This is a genomic window from Thermotoga sp. 38H-to, assembly GCF_011057665.1.
Taxonomy (GTDB): domain Bacteria; phylum Thermotogota; class Thermotogae; order Thermotogales; family Thermotogaceae; genus Thermotoga.
Genome location: NZ_LNFZ01000002.1, coordinates 385,685 through 409,502, shown reverse-complemented (window position 1 = coordinate 409,502; position 23,818 = coordinate 385,685). Strand labels below are relative to the sequence as shown.

Here is a 23,818-nt window from a genome sequence, read left to right as displayed (position 1 = left end):
ATGCCGATGTCGAAAAAGGTGACTAAAGAAGATGTTCTGAACGCCCTGAAAAACGTGATCGATTTTGAACTCGGTCTGGATGTGGTGAGTCTGGGTCTGGTGTACGACATCCAGATAGACGATCAGAACAACGTGAAAGTCCTCATGACAATGACCACACCCATGTGTCCTCTTGCCGGAATGATTCTTTCCGACGCTGAAGAGGCGATAAAGAGGATCGAGGGAGTCAACAACGTGGAGGTGGAGCTCACATTCGACCCACCATGGACACCAGAAAGAATGTCTCCGGAGCTGAGAGAAAAATTTGGAGTTTGATAAAAGACTGCTCTGGAAAACTCGAGGGAGTGACCGAAACTCCTGTTCTTGAGGTGTTACTCATCGTTTCCCGGGTACTTGGGATCCGCAAGGAAGATCTCTTTTTGAAAGACTTGGTAGTTTCTCCAACTGAGGAAAAAAGGATTCTGAAACTCGTGGAGAAAAGAGCAAGTGGATATCCCCTGCACTACATTCTCGGTGAGAAAGAGTTCATGGGTCTTTCTTTACTCGTGGAAGAAGGTGTATTCGTTCCAAGACCGGAGACGGAGGAACTGGTCGAACTCGCCCTCGAGCTGATAAGAAAGTACGGAATAAAAGCAGTCGCAGACATAGGAACAGGAAGCGGTGCCATTGGAGTGAGTGTAGCGAAATTCTCCGATGTGGTTGTTTTCGCGACGGACGTTTCTTCCAAAGCTGTTGAAGTCGCCAGAAAAAACGCGGAGAGGCACGGTGTTTCCGACAGATTCTTTGTGAGAAAAGGTGAGTTTCTTGAACCGTTCAAAGAAAAGTTCGCATCGATCGAGATGATCCTTTCGAATCCTCCATACGTGAAATCAAGTGCTCATCTGCCAAAAGATGTTCTTTTCGAACCTGCAGAGGCGCTTTTTGGAGGAGAGGACGGCCTCGACTTTTACAGAGAATTTTTCGGCAGGTACAACACGAGTGGAAAGATTGTGCTGATGGAGATAGGAGAAGACCAGGTGGAGGAGTTGAAAAAGATCGTTTCCGACGCTGTTTTCCTGAAGGATTCCGCCGGAAAGTACCGTTTTCTCTTTCTCAACCGGCGTTCCTCTTGAACAGTTGGAGTATCAGTCTGACTTCTCCAACCGTGATACCCAGTTTTTTGGCGATATCCACTTCTGAAAATCCCCTGTCGTACATCGAGACGATTCTTCTTTCTAAAGCGGTTTCCAGTTCCTCTTCTTTTTCTTCCGCTTTCGTTTCATCCTGCTCTTGAATAACAGGGATAATTGGTTTTTCCATCTTTTCAGATTTTTCCCCTTCATCTTCAGAGGAGAAGATCCTTTCTCTTTCTATTTCGGACATCTTGACCATCAGCCTTGACATCACGGTGTTGGCTTCGGATATGAGTTTTCTTAACTCTTGTGTCTTCTTTTCGAGGAGTTCGAGTCTGTTGGCCGACAGGTAGCGGAACTTTCCCATGAGTTCCATGATCCTCTCTTCTACATCCTCCTGATTCGGCTCTTTTGAGTTACCGTTCCTCCCAAGGAGAAGATACGTCCACGAAAAGACCACCGTTCCCACCGTGGAAAGCACCACCAGATAGTCTACGAGATTCATGAGATACCTCCTTCTTCCATCACTCTTCTGGCGAACTCGACAACGTCCATGTTGTACTTCAAAGTTGCGATATCATCGAAAGGAGTTTCTCCCAAATTCACGATAACGAGCTTTCCACCGCTCCTGACAGTTATGAGGGGAAGCTCGGCAGCGGGATACACAACGAGCGAAGATCCCAGGACGATCATCAAACTGGCCTTGGATGAAAGTTCGATCGCTTCCCTGAGGGCGTCTTGCGGCAGATTTTCCCCAAAGAACACGATGTTCGGCCTGATCAAACCGTTGCAGTCATCACAGCGTGGAACATCCAATGATTCGAGTTTCTCTATAACATCTTCGACGGTGTATTTTTTCTCACACCTCACACAGTAATACTCCTCAACGTTTCCGTGTAGCTCTATCACTTTTTTACTGCCCGCTCTCTGGTGAAGTCTGTCTATGTTCTGTGTGATCACAGCCTCTATCAGGCCCTTTTCTTCCAGTTTTGCGAGCAGCACGTGTGCAAGGTTCGGTTTTGCTTCTAACATAGGGAAAATACCTTCCTTGGCGAATTGGTAGAATTCCTCAGGGTGAGAGTAGAAGAAATCAATGTCGAAGACATTCTGGGAATACTTTTTGTATATCCCATTCGGTCCTCTGAAATCTGGTATGCCGCTTGGGGTACTGATACCGGCTCCCGTGAGAGTGACGGTCAATCTGGATTCATTGAGAAGATCCAGGAATTCCTTCATTTTCATTCACCCTTTTAAAGATAACTTTTGGAAACACCATGGATGAATCTGGACGCCAGATCAGAGTGTTGTTCTCACGTTCAGATGGGGTTGGTGTGACCGATATCACAGCTGCGTCTTCAGGTAATTTCACGACGATCTCCGTTTCACCCGCTACGTTCATTGTGAGACTTCCCATGCTGGTGTCCAAGACATCACCCTTCACCTGTGCAGCTCCCCTCAGGAGCGTTGTTTCTGTGACTTCGAGCATACCTCCTGTGTCTTCAACTCTCACGTTGTAATCCAGTGGAACTATTTCTCTTCCAACTTCTTTGCTGATCTGAGAAAAGTATTTATTCAACTCCTCCTTAGATGCAGAAGCATAATTGATCTTGTACTCTTCTTTTTTCTTCTCATCTTTAAAATAAAGCTTCGCACTGGTGGTGAACGTGGCGTTCCCGGAATAATCGTATTCCATGGTGCTCCTGTAGTATACTATTTCAAAGGGAGCTCTTCCTCCCAGAAAGAAAAAGAGAAATTCGACGAGCATGAAAACAACCATGATGATCAGCAAGATGTAGATGGTTCTTGAGCTCAACCTTTTCACTCTCCTCATTCTTGATATTCTCAATTAATATTATCACAGAACATGGAGGGATAAAAGTTGAGAATACTGAGCGGCATGAGACCTACCGGAAAACTCCATATAGGTCATCTCGTGGGAGCTCTGGAAAACTGGGTGAAGCTTCAGGAAGAAGGAAACGAATGTTTCTACTTTGTCGCGGATTGGCACGCTTTGACCACCCACTACGACGATGTTTCGAAGCTCAAAGAATACACCCGCGACCTGGTGAGGGGATTTCTCGCCTGTGGAATAGATCCTGAAAAGTCCGTGATTTTTGTTCAGTCTGGTGTCAAAGAGCACGCTGAGCTTGCACTGCTTTTCAGCATGATCGTTTCTGTTTCACGTCTCGAGAGGGTTCCCACTTACAAAGAGATAAAAAGTGAGCTGAACTACAAAGATCTTTCCACGGCTGGTTTTCTCATCTATCCCGTTCTTCAGGCAGCCGATATTTTGATCTACAAAGCTGAAGGAGTACCAGTCGGTGAAGATCAGGTTTACCACATAGAACTCACGAGGGAGATCGCCAGGCGTTTTAACTATCTCTACGATGAAGTCTTTCCAGAACCAGAAGCAATTCTGTCTCGAGTTCCAAAGCTTCCAGGAACGGACGGCCGAAAGATGAGCAAAAGCTATGGGAACATAATAAACCTTGAAATCACGGAAAAAGAACTGGAACAGACTATACTGAGAATGATGACCGACCCGGCAAGAGTGAGAAGGAGCGACCCTGGAAATCCGGAGAACTGCCCCGTATGGAAATACCACCAGGCGTTCGATATCAGTGAAGAAGAGAGCAAATGGGTATGGGAAGGCTGTACAACGGCCAGCATCGGTTGTGTTGATTGTAAGAAGTTGCTGTTGAAGAATATGAAACGAAAATTGGCACCGATCTGGGAAAATTTCAAAAATATAGACGAAGATCCACATTACGTAGAAGACGTTATAATGGAAGGGACGAAGAAGGCCAGAGAAGTAGCCTCTAAAACGATGGAGGAAGTGAGAAAGGCCATGAACTTGATGTTCTGAGGTGAAAGAATGGAACTTGTCTTCAAACTTCCCGTTTTCGAGGGACCTCTCGATCTTCTGCTCTATCTTGTGAGAAAGAAAAAGGTAGATATCAGAGAAATATCCATCGCACAGCTCGCAGACGAGTTCGTAGAATACCTCGAGCAGATGAAAAAGTTGGATATGAAGGTCACCTCCGATTTTCTGGAAATGGCCTCCACTCTGATGGAGCTCAAGTCGAAAATGCTCATTCCGAGAGTGAGAGAAGAAGAAAAAGAAGAGGTAGACAGAAAGAAAGAAGAACTCTACAGAAGAATTGAGGAATACTCCAAGGTGAAGGAAATTATCCAGAGAATCAGAAATGAAACGAATCTTCTGAAGAGAAAACAAATCAGGGTGAGAAGTGTCTTCTTTGAAAGAATAGAAGGCCTGGAAAGGTTCAGGAAAACGCTCGAGAGGATATGGAAAGAAGAATCACTACGTGAAGCTGTACACAAGGTGAGGAGCGAAACTCTTTCTGTTGAAGAGATGATGGAGAGAATACTTGATGAAATAGATGGTGAGATCGAGATCCTGCGATTGCTTTCCAGAGCGGAGAATGTCTACGAACTGATAGTCAGACTTCTTGCTATCCTCGAGCTTGTGAAGATAGGGAAATTGATTCTCGTGGGAGAAAGCAGGATCAGGAGGTACACAAATGCAGCTCAAGGCCGCTATTGAGGCACTCATATTTGCTTCAAATGGTATCACTCTGGAAAGGCTTATCAAAATACTCGAAAAAGATCCTGAAGAGATAAAAAGAGTTCTCGAAGAATTGAAAAAGGAATACGAAGACGAAGCACACGGAGTTGTTCTGAGAGAGGTGAATGGAAGGTATCGTTTTTTCACCAAACCTGAGTACGCTGATTTCGTTTCTAAGCTGTCCGGAAGGAAGTACAAAAATCTCACCGATGCGCAGATGGAAGTGGTGGCACTGCTTCTCCTCTCAGGACCGATTCCAAAGAGCGAAATAGACGCGTTCAGGGGGAAAGACTCATCCGCTGTTCTCTCCTCGCTTCAGAGAATGGGAATTGTCAGAAAGAAAAGAAAGGGGAAAAGCTATCTGTATCAGCTTTCCCCTTCGTTTGTTGAAAGCACCATGCTGGATGAAATATTGAAAGAGGTCTCACAGAAGCTCAGCAGCGATGGTGGCGAGTCTTGACCTTTCTCCCTTCTCCAGCTTTATCACCGCGGAAAGATCCGATTCCAGAAGTTTCAAGGCTGCGTAAACCAGTCCGTTCGTGTCTTTGTCCAGATACGGGGTGTCGATCTGGTACGGATCTCCAACGAGAACTATCTTGGTGTCTTCTCCCACACGTGTGAGGATCGTTTTTACCTCGTGTGGAGTGAGGTTCTGTGCTTCGTCTATGATGATGAACTGCTTTGGTATGGATCTTCCCCTGATGAAAGATATCGCTTCCACTTCCAGTATTTCCTGTTTCTCGAGTTCCTTGATTTTCAAACCGGAAAGAGAAGATATGAGTTCAAGATTGTCCATTATCGGTTGGAGCCACGGTTTCATTTTCTTTTCAAGTTCTCCGGGGAGATACCCGATATCGCGTCCCATGGGAACCGTAGGACGAGTCACTATCAGTTTTTTGTAGCGTTTTTCAACGAGGACTTTGTAGAGACCGCAAGCGAGAGCGAGAAGCGTCTTTCCGGTTCCTGCGATTCCAACAAGGAAGACCAGAGGTATTTCGTCATCCAGAAGGGCATCCATGGAAAAGATCTGTTCTCTGTTCCGCGGAGAAATGCCCATAGTCTCGAAAGGTTCCACTCTCAGAACTTTTCCTTTGCGATATTTCCCGTACACTCCACCCAGATCTATGTAGAAATTGTCGAGAAGGTCGAGTTTCTTTTCCACAACTCCTTTCACTTTTAACTGTTTTTTGAGTTCTTCGTCGTCGATTTCGACATACCCCTTAGGCATCGTCTCCAGCTCGGATCGATCGGTCAGATAGTCCTGGGCGGGAATACCAAGAGAGTCCGCTTTCACCCGAAGATTTATATCCTTGCTGACGAGAATGGTGGGGATCTTTTCTCTGTTCATGAGCTCTATCACGTACGCGAGAATGATGTTGTCCACGTAGCGTTCGTGAAGGAATCTTGGAACGTTCTCCACTTCTCTTTCCAAAACCATGACGCGGAGAATTCCGCCGTTCTCCAGCGGGATTCCTTTTCTGAGATTTCCTTTCTTTCTGAGTTCATCGAGGTGTCGAATCACCTCTCGGGCGTTCTTTCCCACACTTCCGTGTTCTCTTTTCAGCTTGTCGAGCTCTTCAAGAACGGGAAGAGGAATGATCACGTTGTTGTCTTCGAAGGAGAAGATGGAATCTGGATCGTGAATCAAGACGTTCGTGTCGAGAACGTAGTTCTTAACCATTTTATTACCCCCGTTTTCCACGGATGAATTCGTTGACTCTGTTTTCACCAAGAAATTCAACAAGCTTCACAAAAACTCTTGCGGTCACCAGGGCATCTGGAAGTGCACGGTGCCGTATCGTGGTTTTTATCCCAAGTCTTTCGCAGAGCCATTTGAGAGAATGGGGTCTTCCAAAGATCTCTTCTGAAAGATCGAGTGTGTCAATGTAGGGATTCGTTATTGGAAAATTTCCCGTTTCTTTTGCCATCATATCCAGAAAAGTGAGGTCGAAGTTGGCGTTGTGAAACACGAGCACCGTCCCTTTCACGTAGTCTCTGAAGAGATTGTAAACCGCATCCATATCAGGTGCTTCCTCAATGTCCATGTTGCTGATACCGTGAACTTTCTGAATCAGCGCAGGGATTCTTATTCTGGGATTCACGAGAGAGTGAAACGCTTTGTTCCTGTAGATCTTCCCCTTGAAGACAGGAACAGCGGCTATTTCAACTATCCGGTCTCCGGCAAAGGGATCGGTTCCCGTGGTTTCTGTGTCTACGACGCAAAAAACGGTGTCGTTCCATATCATGGCGAGCACTCCTCAGATTTCGATTCCAAAGATCTTCCTCGCGAGTATACCGACGAGGAAAGAAAATCCTGCCACACCGAAACTCAAAAGGAACATCTCAAGAAAGTATTTCGCGAAATCCTTCTCTTTAACCACCGAGACAAAAAAGGTGAAAAGAAGAACTATGAGAACGGCTCCCGTCAAAGTAAGGACAAGTGATAAGAATGGGTTTTTGAGTATGAGGTATGGAGCCACCAGCACGGCGACCGTTACGATGTAAGCGATGCCTGTGTAGATGGCGGCTTTTAAGGGTTTGGATTCACCTGATCCTTCTTCCGATCTCTGCGAAAGATACTCGGAAGCTGCCATGGAGAAGGCTGCAGCGATACCGGTTATCAAGCCGGACAATCCGACTATCTTGGTGTTTTGAAAGGCGAACGTGAGACCAGCGAGTGCCCCCGTCAGTTCCACGAGAGCATCGTTCAACCCGAGAACCATAGAACTCACGTAATTGAGACGCTCTTCGTCGAGCATGTTCAGAAGCTCTTCTTCATGCTTTTCTTCGTCTTTGAGAATATGGACTACTTCTGGATACTCTTTCTCCAGTCTTTCATAGGCTCTTTCCGCTTTTTTCTCGTTGTTTTCCATGAGTTTGAGAGTGAAAGTCAAACCAAAAAGAACGGAAAGCAGTGAGTACCAGAACATCCTGATATAGGAAGGCTTAACATCCTTCCCGGTGATGTTTTTCAGTTTTTCGTAGTGGCTTTTCTCATCTTCCGCTATCGCAAGAAGGATCTCAGCGTTTTTCTTGTTCGTTCTCTTCGATAGCTTTCGATACACGTGGTATTCAGTGATCTCGTTTTTCTGAAAATCAAGAATTTCTTTCAAGACTCACTTCCTCCTCAACCGGATTGAAACATCTGACGTAGTGGTTTTCTTCTATCTCGGAAAGCTCTGGTAATTCTTTCAAGCACCTCTCCACTCTTCTTGGACAGCGAGGCAAGAAGGGACACACCGGTGGTATGTCGACCATCCTTGGGGGTTGCCCCGGTATGGACTCGAGCTTTTCAAGTCTTTTATCCACTCTCGGCACGCTTCTCAGGAGCATCTTCGTGTAAGGGTGTCTGGGTGAGTAGAAGATCTGATCGGATGTTCCTATCTCGACCTGTCTTCCTCCGTACATCACCATAATCCTGTCTGCCATGGAAGCGATCACACCAAGATCGTGTGTTATGAAGATGAGTCCCGTTTTGAACTCTTTTTGAAGTTCTTTCATGAGTTCCAGGATCTGTGCCTGTATGGTCACATCGAGGGCGGTGGTGGGCTCATCCGCTATGAGCACACTGGGATTGCAGGACAGGGCGATGGCTATAACCACCCTCTGCCTCATTCCACCTGAGAATTCGAATGGATAGTTGTTCATTCTTTTTTCGGGTTCCGGTATTCCAACGAGTTCCAGCATTTCCACCGCTCTCAGATAGGCTCTTCTCTTGTCGTAGCCAAGATGATACCTGATCGTTTCCATGAGCTGGTCTCCTATCGTGTAAAGCGGATTAAGAGACATCATCGGATCCTGAAAGATCATTGCGATCTCTTTTCCTCGAATCCTGTGCATTTCTTTTTCGGGTATCTTCAGTATATCCTGACCTTTGTATATGATCTCACCGCTCACTATTTTTCCGGGAGGCTTTATGAGGCGCATTATGGATTTCACTGTCACACTCTTGCCGGAACCAGTCTCACCGACAATTCCGAGAACTTCGTTGGAATTCAGCGAGAAGTTCACATCGTTCACGGCTTTGACTACACCTTCTTCCATGTAAAACCACGTGCTGAGGTTTTTCACTTCCAGAAGCGTTGCCAAACCGTTCACCTCCTATTTATCGAGAAAAACGAGTTCTCCAGTTGACGGATCGTACTCCGCCACACATTTTCCGTTTGAAAACACGTAGATCTCCCCGCAGTAGTAAGAATTCTCAAACAGAGACTGATTTCCTTCAAAGAAACTTTCGATCACAGCTTCCAAAAACACCTCTGCTGTAGCCATCTGTGATTCTGTGGCGGAAAGCTCTATCTTTTGAAAGAACGGTTCAACCAGTTCTTTCACCTTCTCTTTCACTTTCTCCGGCCAGTCCAGGTGGAGAACTACTTCGTTTGGCGGTACGATAGCTCTGTCCTTTTCTATTATCAGAGCTCTCTCTCTGGTGTCGGTGAACTTGTATCTGTAACGTTTTTCCCGAAGAATTTCCTCAACCATTTTTTTGATCTCTGGATCTTCAACGTGTATTCTCTTCACTTCCCACTTCACTCTAAAAAACAGAATGACGATGGCGATCAACAAAATTACCAGCCAGTACCTTCTCACCTCAGCTCACCCGGGAAGTGACAGGCGACGAAGTGTCCCTCTTCAACCTCTCGAAAAGCCGGTTCTTCCTTGGAGCAAATCTCTTTCGCTATGGGACATCTTGTGTGGAATCTACAGCCAGACGGCGGATTTATAGGGCTCGGAACATCTCCTTTGAGAATGATTCTTTCCCTCTTCTTTGTTGGATCAGGTACCGGTATCGCAGACATGAGAGCTACAGTGTAAGGGTGGAGCGGTTTTTCGAACAAGTCTTTTTTAGGAGCAAGTTCCACCATCTTTCCAAGATACATCACACCTATTCTATCGCTTATGTGCTTTACAACAGCCAGATCGTGCGAAATGAAAATGTACGTGAGTTTGTGTTCCCTCTGAAGATCTTCCATGAGGTTTATGATCTGACTTCTTATCGAGACGTCCAGAGCAGCGACGGCCTCGTCCGCCACGACGAGTTTGGGTTCCAAAGCCAGGGCACGTGCGATTCCGATTCTCTGGCGCTGACCACCGGAGAATTCATGTGGAAACCTGTACACGTAAGCCGAAGGAATACCCACATCCTCCAAGATTTCTTTGATTCGTTTCTCTACTTCTTCCCCCCTTGCGATCCTGTGTGTGACGATGCCTTCACCCACTATGCTCTTCACTCTCAACCTCGGGTTCAGGGAACTGTATGGATCCTGGAACACTATCTGCATCTCTCTTCGAAATTTTTTCCTTTTCTCCGGTAGATCATCGAGAAGAATGGACATGAACTTCTTTGGAGAACCCTTTGCCTCCTCAAAGAAAATACGGGCGTACTCTCTGTCGACACCTTCCAGTTTTTCCACATCTGACTCCTTCATGTTGACGAACCTGCTCAGATAGGTGCGCTTTATGTATTTTTTTGCCTTGGAACGCGGCATGAAGTAGTAGGTCGTGTCTTCGTTGTCCACGATGATGCGTCCCGATGTTGGCTCGTACAGTCTGAGCAGGGTCATTCCAATCGTGGTTTTTCCACAACCCGACTCTCCAACGAGGCCGAAGGTTTCTCCCTCGTTTATGCTGAAGCTGACACCATCGACGGCCTTCACCCATCCAACAATTCTCTTAAAAACACCAGCCCTTATGGGAAAATGTTTCACCAGATTTTCAACTCTAAGGATTTCCCTGCTCACGTTTCACACCTCGCTTTTTGCATGTCTCATTTCATCGAGTTTTTGCCAGAAGAAACACCTCACCTTGTGATTGCCATCCAGGTCTTCCAGTTCAGGTTCTTCAACGTCGCATTTTCCTTTTTCGAAGAATTCACATCTGGGATGGAATTTACATCCCGGAGGGAAGTTGAGCGGGTCGGGTACGTTTCCCGGAATGCTCTTCAGTCTCTCCTGTTCTACGTCTATTCTGGGAATGGATTCGAGAAGAGCATAGGTGTAGGGGTGCTTGGGTTCGGTGAAGATGGTTTTCACGTCTCCGTACTCGACCACCTTTCCCGCGTACATGACAGCAACTTTATCGGACATTTCCGCAACGACGCCCATATCGTGGGTGATCAGAATGATTGCCATTCCGTATTCTTTCTGGAGTTCCTTCATGAGCTCCAGGATCTGAGCCTGTATGGTCACGTCGAGAGCGGTGGTGGGTTCGTCCGCTATGAGAAGACTCGGTCTGCAGGAGAGTGCCATGGCTATCATAGCCCTCTGTCTCATCCCACCGGAGAGCTGGTGGGGGTACTCATCCACTCTCTTTTCAGGTTCGGGAATTCCCACTTTTCTGAGAAGATCTATAGCCATTTTTCTCGCTTCTTTTTCAGAGACGTTCTGGTGAAGAATTATTGCCTCCATTATCTGATCCCCTATCGTGAAAACAGGGTTCAAAGCCACCATGGGTTCTTGAAATATCATGGCGATCTCTTTTCCTCTGATCTTCCTCATTTCGCTCTCTGAAAGTTCGAGAAGATTCCTTCCTTTGAAGATGATCTTTCCATCAACTATCTTTCCGTTCTGATCCAGGAGTCTCATTATTGAGAGCGATGTCACACTTTTTCCACTTCCGGATTCCCCAACGATGCCCAGGGTTTCTCCCTCTCTGACCTCAAAAGAAACACCATCGACCGCCTTCACCACACCGTCTTCTGTATAGAAATAGGTTTTCAGATTTTCCACCCTAAGCAGAGGCTCTGTCAATTCGATCCCTCCTTAGAATTTTAGCCTTGGATCGAAAGCGTCTCTGAGCGCATCGCCCAGCAGATTCCATCCCAGAACGAAGAGAACCATAGCGGTACCGGGATAAACGAGGGCGTACCAGTGCTTTCCTATCTCCATCATCCAGTCTCTCGAGTAACTGAGGATGGATCCCCAGTCGGCGTATCCCTGGGGGGCACCGAGTCCCAAGAAACTGAGCACAGCGGCCGTTATCACGAGAGATCCCATGTTCATGGAAGCCCATATCAGGACGGGGAAAATGGTATTCGGAAGAACGTGTTTCAGTATGATGAGAAAATCGGGCACACCTATTGCTTTCGCTGCCAGAACGAATTGTTCTTCCCTCACCTGAAGAATGTTTCCTCTGATGAGCCTTGCCGCTCCCATCCATCCAAACACGATCATCGCTATCATAACCTTGTCGAGACCTGTCCCGAGAACGGTTGTCAGCACAACAGCCGCTATGAGGAAAGGAATAGAGAGAAAGATATCGGTGATCCTCATGAGAACCTCATCTATCCATCCTCCAAAGTAACCTGAGATTGAACCTATGAACACTCCTATCAGGAGTCTTGCGAGTGTGACTATGAGACCTATCTTGAAAGCCGTTCTTGTGCCCCAGACGATTCCGTATAGAATATCACGGCCACCAATGACACCGAATGGATGATAATCAACACAGCGTATAGGTTCTCTGTTGGGATTCTTCGCCAGGGCATCCTCTTTCGTGGTAGGGGGTTGTGGGCTCTGATTCCAGCTCACCACGGGCATCAAGTAAGGATCGGGTAGCTTGGCTCTGGTGAGCGGGTGAATGGGAGGAGCTATAACAGGCGCGAGAATGGCTATCACCACAAAGAAGAGCACCAGAGAGAACCCTATGATGGCGGATGGATCTCTAAAAAATCTCTTCATTATTCTTTTGAATTCCTGGTTCACGTCGTTTCACCTCTCATCCAAGTCTTATTCTGGGGTCTATAAGGGCGTACAGAATATCTATTATGAGATTTCCAACAACAAGAATTGTTGAGAAAAACAACGCAGAAGCCATCACCGAAGCGTAATCGAGCTGCAGAGCTGCCTGCGCGGTGAAACTTCCCACACCCGTTCTGTTGAAGACCGTTTCCACGATCACGGTACCGGAGAAGAGACCGATGACCATACCACCGGCAACCGTGGTAACAGGAATCAAGGCGTTTCTTCTGGCGTGTTTGTTTATAACCACATCTTCGGGAAGACCCTTTGCCCTGGCGGTTCTCACGTATTCTTTGTTCAGGACTTCCAGCATGCTCGACCTGGTGATTCTCAGAAGATACGCCCACCAGAGCCACGAAAGAGTTATGATGGGACCTATGAGGTGCTTTAGCCCATCCCAGAAGATGTCCAGTCTGCCGTTCAAAAGTGCGTCTATTGTAACGAGCTTTGTGTAGCGATGAAACTCCGGAGATTTGATCACTTCTTCAGCCCACATACTCAGATTCCCAGGAGGAAGCCAGTTCAGTATGCTGTAGAAGATCATCAGAACGAGCAATCCAAAGACGAAATCAGGAAAAGACCAGCCAACCACGGCGAAGATTCTTATGAAATGATCGAGGAATTTTCCTCTGTGAACCGCAGCCTTCACACCGAGCCATATTCCAACAAATACAACAGGGAAGATGGCGTAAAGCGCAAGTTCAACGGTGTATGGGAGTCTTCTCAAAAGAGCATCTTTCACCGGTTCTTTCCCAACAAGGGACCACCCGAGATCACCTCTCAGAGTGTTTGAGAGCCATTTGACGTATCTCACAACGAAAAAGTCGTTCAAACCGTACTTTTCCTTCAGGGCATCCATTTGCTCAGTCGTTAATTTGTCCAGCATATTCGGGTTGACGTACGCTGCGAGCAATTTATCCGGCCCGAGGGACTGGATCATCGAGAAGACGATGAAAGTTACTCCTAAGAGAATCAGGGGCAAGAGCAGAAGTCTTCGTATGATGTATGCGGTCACCTGGTACACCTCCTGGTCGTAAATTGGGTATGTATCTTCATATGATTATACAACATACCCTGAACCTTCCGACATTTGGAAGAGTCTGAACAGTGGTATAATAAAGGTGGTATAATAAAGATGGATTGATAAACCAGGGGGCGAACGGGTTCGACGGGGATGGAGTCCCCTGGGAAGCGAGCCGAGGTCCCCACCTCCTCGTAAAAAAGGTGGGACAAAGAATAAGTGCCAACGAACCTGTTGCTGTTGCCGCTTAATAGATAAGCGGCCGTCCTCTCCGAAGTTGGCTGGGCTTCGGAAGAGGGCGTGAGAGATCCAGCCTACCGATTCGGGCTTCGCCTTCCGGCCTGAATCGGGAAATTTCAGGAAGGCTGTGGGAGAGGACACCCTGCCCGTGGGGGGTCCCCCCTGAAATCGAAAACACGGGCTGCGCTCGGAGAAGCCCAGGGGCCTCCATCTTCGGACGGGGGTTCGAATCCCCCCGCCTCCACCAGAAAAAGGGCGCTTCAAGCGCCTTTTTACTTTTCTTCAACCTCTTTGACTCATTGTTTACCCATTATTAACGATAATGTTGAGTTTGTGTTCGTTTTTCTTAATCAATATCCCTTGAAGAGGCTCGTAAAAAGTAGTATATTTATATTAGCAGTCGAACGATGAGAGTGCTAAAAATCTACGAAGGAGGGATGGATGATGAAAGTGATACCTCTCGGTGAAAGGCTTCTCATCAAGCCCATCAAAGAGGAAAAGAAGACTGAGGGAGGAATCGTTCTTCCAGATTCCGCAAAGGAGAAACCGATGAAGGCAGAGGTCGTAGCCGTGGGAAAGATCGATGACGAGGAAAAATTTGACATCAAAGTTGGAGACAAGGTTATTTACTCCAAATATGCGGGTACAGAAATAAAGATTGATGATGAGGATTACATCATCATCGATGTGAATGACATACTCGCGAAAATCGAAGAGTGAAGGAGGTGTGAGATATGCCGAAGATTCTGAAGTTCAATGAAGAAGCGAGAAGGGCACTCGAAAGAGGTGTGGACAAGGTTGCTAACGCGGTAAAGGTGACTCTCGGACCGAAGGGAAGGAACGTTGTTATCGAAAAATCGTGGGGTTCTCCAACAATAACCAACGACGGTGTTTCCATAGCCAAGGAGATTGAGCTCGAGGACAAATTCGAAAACCTCGGGGCTCAGCTCGTGAAAGAAGTTGCTTCCAAAACAAACGACGTTGCCGGTGATGGTACAACAACTGCTACGGTTCTCGCACAGGCTATGATCAAAGAAGGTCTCAAGAACGTTGCAGCGGGCGCCAATCCAATTCTCCTCAAGAGGGGTATAGACAAAGCCGTTGAGAAAGCCGTTGAAGAGATCAAGAAGGTCTCCAAGAAACTTTCCGGTAGGGAGGACATTGCCCACGTTGCCGCTATATCTGCGAACAGCGCCGAAATAGGAGAGCTCATCGCAGAAGCTATGGACAAGGTAGGAGAAGACGGGGTCATCACTGTGGAAGATTCCAAAACACTCGAAACCTACGTTGAATTCACCGAAGGTATGCAGTTTGACAGAGGTTACATCTCACCATACTTCGTCACGGATGCCGAGAAGATGGAGGTCGTTCTGAAGGAACCCTTCATACTCATCACTGACAGGAAACTCAGCGCTGTGAAACCTCTCATTCCGATCCTTGAAAAGGTCGCTCAGACCGGAAGACCACTTCTCGTTATAGCGGAAGACGTTGAAGGAGAAGTTCTGACAACACTTGTTCTCAACAAACTCAAGGGTACTCTCCAGTCCTGTGCCGTGAAGGCTCCTGGATTCGGTGAAAGAAGAAAAGCCATGCTTCAGGACATAGCAATTCTCACCGGAGGTCAGGTGGCAAGTGAAGAGCTCGGAATCAATCTCGAAGATCTCACCCTTGAAGATCTCGGAAGAGCCGATCTTGTGAGGGTCAAGAAAGATGAAACCATCATAATTGGAGGAAAAGGTGATCCAGAGGCTATCAAGAAGAGAATCGCTCAAATCAAAGCCCAGATAGAGGAAACCACATCTGAGTACGAAAAAGAAACTCTCCAGGAAAGGATGGCAAAACTCGCAGGAGGAGTAGCCGTCATAAAGGTTGGAGCGGCCACCGAAACAGAGCTCAAGGAAAAGAAACACAGAATTGAAGACGCACTGAGCGCTACAAGAGCAGCCGTTGAAGAAGGTATCGTTCCCGGTGGAGGAGTAACACTCCTGAGAGCAAGAAAGGCCGTTGAAAAGGTCATAGAAGAGCTCGAAGGCGACGAGAAAATAGGAGCTCAGATCGTTTACAAGGCACTCTCAGCCCCCATTAAGCAGATTGCTGAAAACGCAGGATACGACGGAGCGGTGATCATAGAGAAGATACTCTCGAATGACGATCCAGCCTATGGATTCGACGCACTCAGGGGAGAATACTGCAACATGTTTGAAAGAGGAATCATTGACCCAGCAAAGGTTACAAGGAGCGCCCTGCAGAACGCCGCGTCCATCGCTGGAATGCTCCTGACAACGGAAGTGCTCATCGTTGAAAAACCCGAGGAGAAAAAAGAAACACCGAGTATTCCTGAAGAATTCTAAATGATAACAAGGGGGCCAAAGGCCCCCTTTACTTTTTTTACTTTCTGTGGTATGATGAAAATATCAATAGTTCCTTTCAGGTATGGAAATCTGTTGCGGAATAGATCCAAGAACTCGTTTGAGTTGATTCAATACTTCCTCAGAGGTCTTAAAAAAAGAAGGGGCGTTTGCCCCTTCTTTTGGTTTCATCAAACGCTGAACTTTTCTTCGAAAATTTTCGTTGTTTCCTCGTCTATATTGCATATGCGGATTTCTTCCAGAGCGGTATCCGGATGTTGATCGATGAAATCTTTTATTGCCTTTGAAAAGATTCCCACCGCTCTTTCTTTCGGAAATCCGAAGATTCCTGTGCTGATGGCAGGCATTGAGATGCTTTTCAATTTCAGTTCGTGAGCTCGAAGGAGTGCGTTGTAAACTGCTTTGTAGAGGAGTTCGTCCTCTCCATGACTGCCTCCTCTCCAAACGGGTCCCACAGCGTGAATCACGTATTTTGCCTTCAGCTTTCCAGCGCCGGTTACCACCGCTTCGCCTGTCGGAATTCTTCCACGCTCCTGAACGATCCTGTCGCTTTCCTCCTGAATAACGCTTCCACCTGCTCTCACGATCGCTCCCGCTACTCCTCCTCCGTGTTTCAGATATTCGTTCGCCGCGTTCACTATGGCGTCCGCTTCTTCTCTTGTGATGTCTCCCTTTACGATTCTGATCTTTTTCCCTTTGTATTCCAGTTCTTTTCTCACTTCGGCCATACTTTCACCCCCGTACTTCTCGGGCCAAAGACGTTTGAGCCTTTCAAAGAGTTCTTCCTCAAAACCTACTCTTTTTGGCTGGAAGATGACCTCACCTTTCAACTTTTCTGGAAGATAGTTCGTTTTCACGAAACCACCGAAATCATGGGGATAAAGATACCTTTCTCCGTATCCACGCTTTTTCATTTCTTCGGTGACGGGATTTCTCAAAAAAAGCGGTACGTCCTCCACAAGAAGTTCCTGGGCCTTTTTCATTGCAAGATAAACAGAATTGCTCTTGGGAGCGAGGGAAAGGTAGATGGCACACTCTACAAGGTTCATCAAGCATTCGGGAAGTCCCACGTGTTCGACAGCGATGGAGGTCGAAACGGCGATATGTAGAGCGTTTGGGTCGGCGAGTCCAACGTCTTCGCTGGCGAATATGATCATTCTTCGTGCTATGAATCGCGGGTCTTCTCCCATCTCTATCATCTTGACGAGGTAGTAAACGGCGGCGTTTGGATCGCTACCCCTCATACTCTTTATAAAGGCTGAAGCGAAATCGTAGTGTGATTCCTTCGTGTACCCGCTCACATTTCCCAGCAGAGTTTCCAGATCTTCAAGAGTTGCCCTCTTGTTTTTGAACGCCTGGTGGACGATCTCCAGGGTGTTCAAGAGTTTCCTGGCGTCTCCTTCGGAATACCTTACTATGGCTTTCTCTACCGTTTCTTCCAGATCGATGTTGAGAACCTCTGTTGCTTTTTTCAAGATCTTCATCAGGTCCTCGTCAGAGAGTTTTTTGAAGTAAAGAATCCTGCATCTTGAGAGAAGTGCGGGTACGATGGCAAAACTTGGGTTTTCAGTTGTTGTCGCAACCAGTACGATGTCTCCTCGTTCAACATGGGAAACCAAGACCATCTGCTGGTTTTTGTTCAGGCGGTGTATTTCATCGAGAAAAAGAAGCAGTTTTTTTCCGTATTTTCTCAGCTGTTCTCCTCTTTTGAGAACGTTCTTTATTTCAGAAACCCCGTGAACGGTGGAGCTCAGATAAACTACCTCGCCGTTGAAATACCTTTTCAGCAGTGAAAAAACCGAGGTCTTACCAGACCCCGGTGGTCCATAAAGGATGGAGGAGAACATGTTGCCTGTTTTTAAAGTTCGCCGGAGAATCCCTTTATCGCCGAATATATGATCCTGACCGACGAAATCCTCGAAATCTTTCGGCCTGAGCAGTTCATTCAAGGGTTTTTCTGAAATACTCAACGGTGAGCTTCAATCCCTCCTCAAGGGAAACTTTGGGTTCCCAGCCGAGTTTTTCCTTCGCCTTCGTGTAATCGAGAATGCTCTTTCTCACGTCGCCCTTACGCGGTGGTTTATAGACGGGCTCTTTATCGTAGCCAGTGATCTCTTTCAGCAGTTTGAAGAGCTGGTTCACGGTCGTGCCCCTTCCCGTTCCTATGTTGAAGACTTCGTTGTCGCCTTTCTCCATGGCGAGAAGATTCGCTCTGACTACGTCATCAACGTAAACGTAGTCTCTGACGTACTCTCCATCACCGAATATGTGAACTTCCTCTCCCCTGAGCATCCTTTCAGTGAAGATGGCCACCACGCCCGCTTCACCGTACGGATCCTGTCTTGGCCCGTAAACGTTGGCGTATCTGAGGACTGTGTACTTCAGCCCGTACTCTCTTGCGAAGAATTCCAGGTACATCTCGATGCTGTACTTCGCAATACCGTAAGGTGATATCGGATGAGGTGTCTCCGTCTCTGGTGTTGGAAAGACCTTCACATTCTCTCCGTATATAGCCCCACCGGTGGATGAAAAAATGAATTTTTTAACACCGTGCTTGATGGATTTTTCAAGAAGCACAAGAGATCCAATGATGTTCGTTTCCGCGTCTCTGACAGGTTCCCTAACGGAGATGGCGACACTAGCCTGAGCGGCGAGGTGAAAGACATACTCGGGTCTGTGCAGAGAGAAGATCCGCTCCATCATTTCTTCGTCCTCTATACTCTGTTCATAAAACAGCGCGTTTCTGTTGAGGTTTTCGACCTTTCCAGAGGATAGATTGTCCACCACAATGACGCCGTATCCGTTTTCTATCAGTTTGTCCACCACGTGGGATCCTATGAAGCCCGCTCCGCCTGTTACCAGAACGTTCATGGTTGAGCCTCCTCTTCTTCATCTTCTTCCATAATTCTGGCTTCTTCAGGGATTTCCTGAACGTTCACAAGTCTTCTGCTCTCTTCGAGGAATTCCTTCAGTTCCTGCACCTTGCTCTCATCGAAATTCACCATTATGTCGTAAAATCTCTTGAATCTTTCTCTCGTTTTTGTATCCAGGAAGTGTGAGAAATGACGCGCGAGTTTTTCCGCGGTGGGCGAAGGTATTCCCATCACGTAGAAGAAAAAGTTTCTGAGTCTGTTCTGAGAACCTCTCAACGATCTTGCTCTTCTTTTTCCCTTCTCGGTAAGGGTTATGTATCCGTACTTCTCGTATTCGACGTATTCGAGTTCTGCCAGTCTTTTCATGGCGTTTGTCACACTTGGAAGGCTCACACCCATCTTTCTCGCGATGGTGCTCACCCTCGCCGCGGGTTGTTTCTGAAGTATCTCCTGAATCACCGCAAGGTAATCTTCGAGCGCAGGTGTCAGGGTTTTCTTTCTTCCTCTTGGCATGCTATCGACCCTCCTTCTTTATGAAACTTTTTGCTTTCTCAATATCCTCAAGAACGATCTTTCTGAGTTCATTACTTCTATTTCTCAGAAGATAACTCGGATGGAATGTTGGAATGACCTTTTTTCCTGCGAGCCAGTCGATGGGATTTCCTCTGATTTTGGTTATGGATACCTTTTTCCCATCCATGAGGAAAGACAATGCCGTGGCTCCGAGAGCAACTATCACATCTGGGTTGATGATTTCGATCTGAGCGAGTAAAAAATGTCCACATGCCGCCTGTTCTTCAGGAGTGGGTGTTCTGTTGTTGGGAGGCCTGCATTTCACAACGTTGCATATGTAAACATCTTCTCTTCTGATACCTGATTCTCTGAGTAGCTCCGTCAGAAGCATTCCCGCTCTTCCGACGAAAGGTCTTCCCGTCTTGTCTTCTTCCTCTCCCGGTCCTTCTCCCACAAAAACGATCCTCGTATCCAGATTTCCTTCTCCTACGACAACGTTTGTCCTATTCAGATGAAGTGGGCAAGCCGTACACTTTTTCACTCTCTCTGACACTATCTCCATGAGTTCTTCCCTTGTATACAAGCCTTTCTCCCCCGGATTCTGGTAAAATATTTCTGGAAATTATCAGAACCTTACTTAATTTTATCATCCACTATAAATTTTTCCAAAAATCTTATTGGGGTGATGATTCGTGCCTTTTAGATTTAGACTTCAGAGAATATACGATGTTCGAAGAAAGGAAGAAGAAACTTTGAAAAACGATCTCTCAAAAATCAATGAAAAAGTGGAAAATACCCAGAGAATTATACAACAACTTTCCGCTGAAAAGAAGCGAATAGAAAGTAATTTTCTTCACAAAAAGGTTCTCAGAAAGGAAGATCTCCTGAATATGGAGATGCAGATGATGTTTTATGAAGAAGAGATCAAAAAAAAGCAAAGTGAACTTTCTGAACTGATGAAGGAACAGGAAAAAACGAGAAGTAAACTTTTTGAAAAAATGAAGGAGAGAAAGATTCTTGAAAAATTAAAAGAAAGAAAGATGCGAGAGTACTTTCGTGAGGAAAACCTCAAAGAAAGGAAGACCATGGATGAAATAGCGGAGAGGAAATTCTGGTGGGAAAGCTAACTCTCTCTGAACCTGTACTGAAGCGCTTCTGCGAGGTGACTCATTTCTACACTGCTCGAACCTTCCAGATCCGCTATTGTTCGTGAGATCTTCAGAACTTTATCGATCTTTCTACCCGACAGTCCGTATCTTTCCACGTATCTCTTCAGGAGGTCCTCACTCTTCTCGTCCAGCTGGACAAACCTCCTCAGCATTCTGTGAGACATCTGTGAATTGCAGGAAATATGAGTATCCCTGAAACGTCTTTTCTGTATCTCCCTCGCCTTAATCACCCGCTCTCTGATTGAAGAGCTTTTCTCTCCTTCGGGTTTTTTCATCATTTCCTCGAAGGAGAGCTTCGGAACGTTGATCACCAGATCCATCCTGTCCAGAAGAGGACCTGAGATTTTCTTTCTGTACCTCATGATGTCTCTGGGAGAGCAGACACAGGGTTGTTTCGGGTCTCCAAGATTTCCACAGGGACAGGGATTCATGGCACCGACCAGCATGAAGCGAGCGGGGTAGGTGACGGTGAACTTCGCTCTGGCAACCGTGACGATGCCTTCTTCGAGAGGCTGTCTCAACGCTTCCAGCACGTCTCTTTTGAATTCCGGCAGTTCATCGAGGAACAGAACACCGTTGTGTGCGAGGGAAATCTCACCGGGTCTTGGGTTGGTGCCGCCACCGATGATGGAGACGGTCGACGCTGTGTGATGGGGAGATCTGAAGGGACGGAGTTTCACGATCCCGGGATAACCAGATGCGCTGTACACCTTACTCGTCTCGAGGATTTCCTCTTCGGACATGGGAGGAAAGATCGTGGGAATTCTCTTCGCTATCATGGTCTTTCCGGAACCGGGATTTCCTATCATGAGGATGTTGTGAAAACCTGCGACGGCTATCTCCACCGCTCTTTTCACCATCTCGTGGTCTCTAACGTCGGAAAAATCAATCTCGTATTCAACGTTCGTGTTTCCTATACCCGAATACTCGATCTGTTTCAGCGCTCTATCTCCCCTCAAAAACTCAACGCATTCTCTGAGAGATTCCACTGCATATATATCCAGCCCTTTCACACACTTTGCTTCTTCTTCGTTCTCTTTTGGGATGAGCACCGTACCATTGAACCTTTCTGAAAGAGAAAGGAGAACGGGAAGAACCCCGTTCACCCTCTTCACTTCTCCATTCAGCGAGAGTTCTCCTATAGCGAGGATGTTTTCGCTCACCTGAACTATTCCTGTTGAAGCGAGTATGCACAGTGCGATTGGCAGGTCGAGCATGGAACCTTCTTTTCTCACGTCTCCAGGAGCGAGGTTCACCACGTATTTACCGTGTGGAAGAGAAAATCCGCTGTTCAGAATAGCACTTTTCACCCTTTTTCTGCTCTCTTTCACAGCGGTGTCACCGAGACCGACCACGTCTATATCGTTGAAAACGCTCCTGTTGTCGAAATCCACTTCCACATCTATTTTCATTGCTTCTATTCCCTGTATCGTGGCGGAGGAGAGTTTGCTGTAGTTCACCTGGCAGCCTCCTTGGGATCGTACTCCCGCTTCATCTTTTCCAGTGTTTCCAGAAGCGTGCCGAAACCGTTTTTGATGTTCACCTTGACGAGTTCTTTCGAATAGCGTTTCTTCAGTTCAACAACACCTTCCTTGAGGGATCTTCCCACGTTTATTCTTATGGGAAAGCCTATGAGATCGGCGTCTTTGAATTTGAAACCAGGCGAGACTTCTCTGTCATCCAGAACAACCTCTTCTCCTTTTTCTGAGAGAACCTGGTAAATCTTTTCTCCCACCTGCTTCTGTTCAGCGTCGTTCATGTTCAGAATGTCCACCACAACGGTGTAAGGGGCGATCGAAAGGGGCCAGATCATACCGTTCTCATCGTGGAAATGCTCCACAACAGCCGCCATCGTTCTGGAAACTCCCCAGCCATAACAGCCCATGATGAAAGGCTTCATCTCACCGTTTTCATCCATAAAGTAGGCCTTCATGGCTTCGGAGTATTTTGTACCGAGTTTGAATATGTGACCAAGCTCTATCCCTTTTGTTGCCTTGAGAGGCTCACCACAGACGGGACAGGGATCGCCCTCCACCATCGTTCTCAGATCGTACCACTCGTCCACCTTGAAATCTCTGGGATGGTTTGCGTTTACGTAGTGCGTGTCCTCTTCCATACCCCCAACGACGAAGTTTTTCAGCCCCCTGACGCTGTGATCGGCCACTTTCTTCACATCCACACCGATGGGTCCAATGAATCCGACAGGAACACCGAAGTCCTTCAGAATTTCTTCTGGAGTTGCCATTCTCAGCGACTGATCTTTCAAATGTGCTTTGAGTTTCGCTTCATTGAGCTCCAGGTCTCCTCTTATGAGTACCATGACGTATCCTTCTCTTCCTTTGTAAAGAAGAGACTTCACGATCTTCGACGGAGGAACACCGAGAAACTCTGAAACTTCCTCGATCGTCTTCACCCCGGGTGTGGGAACCTTCTTGAAGGGTTTCTCTTCTTCCTGTTCCTGAGTATATTCACCTTTGTATTCGGCTTTTTCGTCGCTTGCCTGGTAGCCGCACTTTTCACAGAAGAGTACGTTCGTCTCTCCTATTTTTGCAGGAACGACGAACTCGTGGGAAGCGTTCCCTCCGATGGCACCCGTTTCTGCCTCTATGATCATGTACCTCACGCCGAGCCTTTCCATAATTCGGGAGTACGCTTTTTTGAACTCTTCGTACGTCTCGTCCAGAGATTCCCAGCTTGCGTGAAAGCTGTAAGCGTCCTTCATGATGAATTCTCTTGCCCTGAGAAGGCCAAAACGGGGTCTGATTTCGTCTCTGTACTTGTTCGCTATCTGATACAGAGTGAGAGGAAGCTGTTTGTACGAACGGAGCTCGTTCTTCACAAGGTCCGTGACGATCTCCTCGTGCGTGGGACCGAGTGTGAAGTCTCTTTCGTGCCTGTCTTTGAGTTTCATCATTTCGGGACCGTAATCGTCCCACCTTCCTGACTGTTTCCAGAGTTCCGCAGGTTGAAGGATGGGCATCAGAATTTCCTGTGCCCCTATCCTGTTCATCTCTTCCCGAACTATGTTCTCTATTTTGAGAAGCACTCTTCTTCCCAGTGGGAGGTAGGTGTATATACCGGCAGCTGTTTTTCTGATGAAGCCTCCTCGAAGAAGATACTCGTGGCTCACTGTCTCAACATCGGAAGGGGTTTCTTTGAGAGTAGGAGCGTAGAGGTCTTTCATCCGCAAGGCCGA

26 protein-coding genes and 1 other RNA gene are annotated in these 23,818 nt (G+C 46.9%); 9 read left to right on the top strand and 18 right to left on the bottom strand.

Annotation, left to right across the window (positions count from 1 at the left end; genetic code table 11):
• The first annotated feature begins 6 nt into the window (after window positions 1-6).
• On the top strand, window positions 7-315 hold the full coding sequence (locus AS158_RS06140) for a metal-sulfur cluster assembly factor (protein ID WP_011943076.1): 309 nt from the start codon (window positions 7-9) through the stop codon (window positions 313-315).
• The gene (prmC, locus tag AS158_RS06135) at window positions 264-1,112 is read left to right on the top strand and encodes a peptide chain release factor N(5)-glutamine methyltransferase (protein ID WP_012310546.1); all 849 of its coding nucleotides are present in this window, start codon (window positions 264-266) and stop codon (window positions 1,110-1,112) included. The genes AS158_RS06140 and prmC overlap by 52 nt, the downstream gene beginning before the upstream one ends.
• On the opposite strand, the gene AS158_RS06130 is transcribed toward prmC, so the two are convergent.
• Genes AS158_RS06130 through AS158_RS06120 form a run of 3 tightly spaced genes read right to left on the bottom strand, consistent with a single transcriptional unit; the run spans window position 1,093 to window position 2,934 of the window.
• The gene (locus tag AS158_RS06130; RefSeq protein WP_011943074.1) at window positions 1,093-1,617 is read right to left on the bottom strand and encodes a DUF6115 domain-containing protein; all 525 of its coding nucleotides are present in this window, start codon (window positions 1,615-1,617) and stop codon (window positions 1,093-1,095) included. The genes prmC and AS158_RS06130 overlap by 20 nt on opposite strands.
• Complete coding sequence (locus AS158_RS06125) at window positions 1,614-2,348, bottom strand: NAD-dependent protein deacylase (protein WP_011943073.1); 735 nt, start codon at window positions 2,346-2,348, stop codon at window positions 1,614-1,616. The genes AS158_RS06130 and AS158_RS06125 overlap by 4 nt, the downstream gene beginning before the upstream one ends.
• The gene (locus AS158_RS06120; protein WP_010865134.1) at window positions 2,320-2,934 is read right to left on the bottom strand and encodes a DUF4897 domain-containing protein; all 615 of its coding nucleotides are present in this window, start codon (window positions 2,932-2,934) and stop codon (window positions 2,320-2,322) included. The genes AS158_RS06125 and AS158_RS06120 overlap by 29 nt, the downstream gene beginning before the upstream one ends.
• Before the next feature lie 57 nt (window positions 2,935-2,991).
• On the opposite strand from AS158_RS06120, the gene trpS reads away from it, so the two are divergent.
• Genes trpS through scpB form a run of 3 tightly spaced genes read left to right on the top strand, consistent with a single transcriptional unit; the run spans window position 2,992 to window position 5,158 of the window.
• Complete coding sequence (gene trpS / locus AS158_RS06115; protein ID WP_011943072.1) at window positions 2,992-3,978, top strand: tryptophan--tRNA ligase; 987 nt, start codon at window positions 2,992-2,994, stop codon at window positions 3,976-3,978.
• A gap of 9 nt (window positions 3,979-3,987) precedes the next feature.
• Complete coding sequence (locus AS158_RS06110; RefSeq protein WP_165304718.1) at window positions 3,988-4,677, top strand: ScpA family protein; 690 nt, start codon at window positions 3,988-3,990, stop codon at window positions 4,675-4,677.
• Window positions 4,655-5,158, top strand: coding sequence for an SMC-Scp complex subunit ScpB (gene scpB, locus AS158_RS06105; protein ID WP_011943070.1), 504 nt, complete (start codon window positions 4,655-4,657; stop codon window positions 5,156-5,158). Before AS158_RS06110 ends, scpB begins: the two co-directional genes overlap by 23 nt.
• On the opposite strand, the gene AS158_RS06100 is transcribed toward scpB, so the two are convergent.
• The 9 genes from AS158_RS06100 to AS158_RS06060 are packed head-to-tail and all read right to left on the bottom strand — an operon-like array spanning window position 5,123 to window position 13,452.
• On the bottom strand, window positions 5,123-6,379 hold the full coding sequence (locus AS158_RS06100) for a PhoH family protein (RefSeq protein WP_012310545.1): 1,257 nt from the start codon (window positions 6,377-6,379) through the stop codon (window positions 5,123-5,125). The two genes, scpB and AS158_RS06100, sit on opposite strands and share 36 nt — an antisense overlap.
• A 4-nt stretch (window positions 6,380-6,383) precedes the next feature.
• A complete protein-coding gene (locus AS158_RS06095; protein ID WP_012310544.1) occupies window positions 6,384-6,944 on the bottom strand; it encodes a 3'-5' exonuclease in 561 nt (186 codons plus the stop codon).
• Between the two features lie 12 nt (window positions 6,945-6,956).
• Complete coding sequence (locus AS158_RS06090) at window positions 6,957-7,811, bottom strand: VIT1/CCC1 transporter family protein (protein ID WP_165304717.1); 855 nt, start codon at window positions 7,809-7,811, stop codon at window positions 6,957-6,959.
• Window positions 7,795-8,787 (bottom strand): ABC transporter ATP-binding protein, encoded by a 993-nt coding sequence (locus tag AS158_RS06085; RefSeq protein ID WP_008192160.1) that lies wholly within the window; start codon window positions 8,785-8,787, stop codon window positions 7,795-7,797. Before AS158_RS06085 ends, AS158_RS06090 begins: the two co-directional genes overlap by 17 nt.
• 12 nt (window positions 8,788-8,799) lie before the next feature.
• Window positions 8,800-9,288 (bottom strand): hypothetical protein, encoded by a 489-nt coding sequence (locus AS158_RS06080; protein ID WP_008192162.1) that lies wholly within the window; start codon window positions 9,286-9,288, stop codon window positions 8,800-8,802.
• Window positions 9,285-10,439, bottom strand: coding sequence for an ABC transporter ATP-binding protein (locus tag AS158_RS06075; protein WP_008192163.1), 1,155 nt, complete (start codon window positions 10,437-10,439; stop codon window positions 9,285-9,287). The genes AS158_RS06080 and AS158_RS06075 overlap by 4 nt, the downstream gene beginning before the upstream one ends.
• A gap of 3 nt (window positions 10,440-10,442) precedes the next feature.
• Window positions 10,443-11,447 carry an ABC transporter ATP-binding protein gene (locus tag AS158_RS06070; RefSeq protein WP_008192165.1) on the bottom strand — a complete coding sequence of 335 codons (1,005 nt, stop codon included), beginning with the start codon at window positions 11,445-11,447 and terminating at the stop codon, window positions 10,443-10,445.
• Between the two features lie 12 nt (window positions 11,448-11,459).
• Window positions 11,460-12,401: an ABC transporter permease gene (locus tag AS158_RS06065; RefSeq protein ID WP_004081440.1), complete on the bottom strand. Its 942-nt coding sequence runs from the start codon at window positions 12,399-12,401 to the stop codon at window positions 11,460-11,462.
• Window positions 12,402-12,414: 13 nt separating this feature from the next.
• Window positions 12,415-13,452, bottom strand: a complete 1,038-nt coding sequence (locus AS158_RS06060; RefSeq protein ID WP_011943065.1) for an ABC transporter permease — start codon at window positions 13,450-13,452, stop codon at window positions 12,415-12,417.
• A 136-nt stretch (window positions 13,453-13,588) separates the two neighbouring features.
• Here AS158_RS06060 and ssrA point away from each other — a divergent pair.
• From ssrA to groL, 3 genes are all read left to right on the top strand, one after another.
• Window positions 13,589-13,945: a transfer-messenger RNA gene (ssrA, locus tag AS158_RS06055) on the top strand.
• Window positions 13,946-14,142: 197 nt separating this feature from the next.
• Window positions 14,143-14,418 (top strand): co-chaperone GroES, encoded by a 276-nt coding sequence (gene groES / locus AS158_RS06050; RefSeq protein ID WP_008192171.1) that lies wholly within the window; start codon window positions 14,143-14,145, stop codon window positions 14,416-14,418.
• Between the two features lie 14 nt (window positions 14,419-14,432).
• The gene (gene groL, locus AS158_RS06045; RefSeq protein WP_008192177.1) at window positions 14,433-16,049 is read left to right on the top strand and encodes a chaperonin GroEL; all 1,617 of its coding nucleotides are present in this window, start codon (window positions 14,433-14,435) and stop codon (window positions 16,047-16,049) included.
• 188 nt (window positions 16,050-16,237) lie between these two features.
• Here groL and AS158_RS06035 read toward each other — a convergent pair whose 3' ends face one another.
• From AS158_RS06035 to tmung, 4 genes are read right to left on the bottom strand one after another with little or no spacing between them, the layout of a single operon-like run.
• On the bottom strand, window positions 16,238-18,037 hold the full coding sequence (locus tag AS158_RS06035; protein WP_038054696.1) for an AAA family ATPase: 1,800 nt from the start codon (window positions 18,035-18,037) through the stop codon (window positions 16,238-16,240).
• Entirely contained in the window at window positions 18,009-18,938 is a 930-nt protein-coding gene (locus tag AS158_RS06030; RefSeq protein WP_012310542.1) for an SDR family oxidoreductase, read from the bottom strand. Before AS158_RS06030 ends, AS158_RS06035 begins: the two co-directional genes overlap by 29 nt.
• A complete protein-coding gene (locus AS158_RS06025; protein WP_012310541.1) occupies window positions 18,935-19,453 on the bottom strand; it encodes a metal-dependent transcriptional regulator in 519 nt (172 codons plus the stop codon). The genes AS158_RS06030 and AS158_RS06025 overlap by 4 nt, the downstream gene beginning before the upstream one ends.
• A gap of 1 nt (window position 19,454) precedes the next feature.
• Window positions 19,455-20,036 carry a type-4 uracil-DNA glycosylase gene (gene tmung, locus AS158_RS06020; protein WP_011943060.1) on the bottom strand — a complete coding sequence of 194 codons (582 nt, stop codon included), beginning with the start codon at window positions 20,034-20,036 and terminating at the stop codon, window positions 19,455-19,457.
• A gap of 109 nt (window positions 20,037-20,145) precedes the next feature.
• Between tmung and fliJ the strand changes: the two genes are divergently transcribed.
• Window positions 20,146-20,580: a flagellar export protein FliJ gene (gene fliJ / locus AS158_RS06015; protein WP_012310540.1), complete on the top strand. Its 435-nt coding sequence runs from the start codon at window positions 20,146-20,148 to the stop codon at window positions 20,578-20,580.
• Here fliJ and AS158_RS06010 read toward each other — a convergent pair.
• Both AS158_RS06010 and AS158_RS06005 read right to left on the bottom strand, forming a co-directional pair.
• Window positions 20,577-22,082, bottom strand: a complete 1,506-nt coding sequence (locus tag AS158_RS06010) for a YifB family Mg chelatase-like AAA ATPase (protein WP_012310539.1) — start codon at window positions 22,080-22,082, stop codon at window positions 20,577-20,579. The two genes, fliJ and AS158_RS06010, sit on opposite strands and share 4 nt — an antisense overlap.
• Window positions 22,079-23,812: a proline--tRNA ligase gene (locus tag AS158_RS06005; protein ID WP_038054693.1), complete on the bottom strand. Its 1,734-nt coding sequence runs from the start codon at window positions 23,810-23,812 to the stop codon at window positions 22,079-22,081. The genes AS158_RS06010 and AS158_RS06005 overlap by 4 nt, the downstream gene beginning before the upstream one ends.
• Window positions 23,813-23,818: the final 6 nt, after the last annotated feature.

Excerpts from the sequence above, each read along its gene's own strand:
- AS158_RS06025 (WP_012310541.1), bottom strand. The coding sequence starts at position 19,453 with ATGCCAAGAGGAAGAAAGAAAACCCTGACACCTGCGCTCGAAGATTAC.
- scpB (WP_011943070.1), top strand. The coding sequence starts at position 4,655 with ATGCAGCTCAAGGCCGCTATTGAGGCACTCATATTTGCTTCAAATGGT.
- AS158_RS06095 (WP_012310544.1), bottom strand. The coding sequence starts at position 6,944 with ATGATATGGAACGACACCGTTTTTTGCGTCGTAGACACAGAAACCACG.
- groES (WP_008192171.1), top strand. The coding sequence starts at position 14,143 with ATGAAAGTGATACCTCTCGGTGAAAGGCTTCTCATCAAGCCCATCAAA.
- AS158_RS06125 (WP_011943073.1), bottom strand. The coding sequence starts at position 2,348 with ATGAAGGAATTCCTGGATCTTCTCAATGAATCCAGATTGACCGTCACT.
- prmC (WP_012310546.1), top strand. The coding sequence starts at position 264 with ATGGACACCAGAAAGAATGTCTCCGGAGCTGAGAGAAAAATTTGGAGT.
- AS158_RS06030 (WP_012310542.1), bottom strand. The coding sequence starts at position 18,938 with ATGAACGTTCTGGTAACAGGCGGAGCGGGCTTCATAGGATCCCACGTG.
- AS158_RS06130 (WP_011943074.1), bottom strand. The coding sequence starts at position 1,617 with ATGAATCTCGTAGACTATCTGGTGGTGCTTTCCACGGTGGGAACGGTG.
- AS158_RS06140 (WP_011943076.1), top strand. The coding sequence starts at position 7 with ATGTCGAAAAAGGTGACTAAAGAAGATGTTCTGAACGCCCTGAAAAAC.
- AS158_RS06110 (WP_165304718.1), top strand. The coding sequence starts at position 3,988 with ATGGAACTTGTCTTCAAACTTCCCGTTTTCGAGGGACCTCTCGATCTT.
- groL (WP_008192177.1), top strand. The coding sequence starts at position 14,433 with ATGCCGAAGATTCTGAAGTTCAATGAAGAAGCGAGAAGGGCACTCGAA.
- AS158_RS06100 (WP_012310545.1), bottom strand. The coding sequence starts at position 6,379 with ATGGTTAAGAACTACGTTCTCGACACGAACGTCTTGATTCACGATCCA.